This is a genomic window from Salinibacterium sp. SWN139 (assembly GCF_015864625.1).
Taxonomy (GTDB): domain Bacteria; phylum Actinomycetota; class Actinomycetes; order Actinomycetales; family Microbacteriaceae; genus Rhodoglobus.
This window is the reverse complement of record NZ_JADYWV010000005.1, coordinates 1-1,272: the sequence shown is the minus strand read 5'-3', so window position 1 is coordinate 1,272 and position 1,272 is coordinate 1. Positions and strand designations below refer to the sequence as shown.

Here is a 1,272-nt window from a genome sequence, read left to right as displayed (position 1 = left end):
GTCGCCTGCTTTACTGGCGGCGTGGACTCCTTCTTCACGCTACTCAAACATCAGGATGAGATTACGAGTCTCGTCTACGTCCACGGGTTCGACATTCCTTTGACGCGAACCGACGCCTACGCGCAGACGGTGGCACATCTGCGAACTGTTGCCGATGACACTGGCAAGAATCTGATCGAGATGTCGACGAATCTCAAGTCGTTCCTCGAGGCTGTGCGCTGGGATTCCATTGCCCACGGTCCCGCCCTCGCTAGCGTTGCAATGCTCCTAACACGTGAACACGGAACATTCTTGATTCCCGCCACGCACACATACAGTGACAGTTTCCCGTGGGGTTCACACCCACTCCTGGATCCGCTGTGGTCAACTGAAAACGTCGCGATCGTTCATGACGGTGCGGAAGCAACGCGAGTGCGTAAGACCGTAGCACTAGGGCTAAACCCAGTGGCGCAGCAGCACCTCCGGGTCTGTTTCAAGAACACGGGAGCATACAACTGCGGCGTGTGCGAGAAGTGCTACCGGACAAAAATCTGCTTGCGTCTGGCAGGAACACTCGACAAGTTCCACACCTTCGAGGACCCGCACGTCGACCCGGACGTCGTCCGCCGAATGGTAATTCGCGACGCGAATGCCCTGTCGTTCACAGTTGAGAACCGCGATTTTGCGTTGGAGGTGGGCGACGTCGCCATCAGCGAAGCGCTGAATGCGGCGATCGCAGCCTACTGGCGCCGCGAGCCTCGAATGAAGCGACTAATCAAGGATAAGAAGCGGCTAGTGAAGGAAATCGAATCGCTGCGTTCCCGGAAGTCAGTGCGTCTCGCTGACGCCCTGGGCAGTCTGATCGCTCCAGTCCGGCGGAGGACGCCAAGCTGACACGCTTGCGAGCCCCCTCCGCTGAAACCTCCCAAGAAATGCCCTTGTGCTGGCCGCATCTCCGTCGCACGTCGAGTGCGGGATTAGGCCGCTCGCAATGCTGCTACATTTGAGAAATGGTTCACCTCAGCCCGGCAATTCAGCACACGATCGGCTCCCAGATTCGGATCGAGGTCGACGTAGATATCCCCGAAAAGGCCCCCAAAAAGCTGTGGTTCCAGATGGAAGAATCCCTTGCACCGTCGCCTGAAGCGGTCGCGGACGCCCTGTTTCCGATCGGCTTGATGATCGCAATGGTGACAGACGGCACGCTCGAAATGGCCTCACCGGTATCTGCGCGTTTGCTTGATCAGGCCGACAAGATTCAAGACATTCTGCTTAGTTGGCATGGTTCCAAGC

General features: G+C 57.7%; 2 protein-coding genes. Both read left to right on the top strand.

What is annotated here, in order from left to right:
• Positions 1-873: hypothetical protein (locus I6E74_RS14280; RefSeq protein ID WP_231605104.1), on the top strand; the 873-nt coding region annotated here is incomplete at its 5' end.
• A 116-nt stretch (positions 874-989) separates the two neighbouring features.
• The coding region (locus I6E74_RS14275; RefSeq protein WP_197126771.1) for a hypothetical protein at positions 990-1,272 on the top strand (283 nt) is incomplete at its 3' end.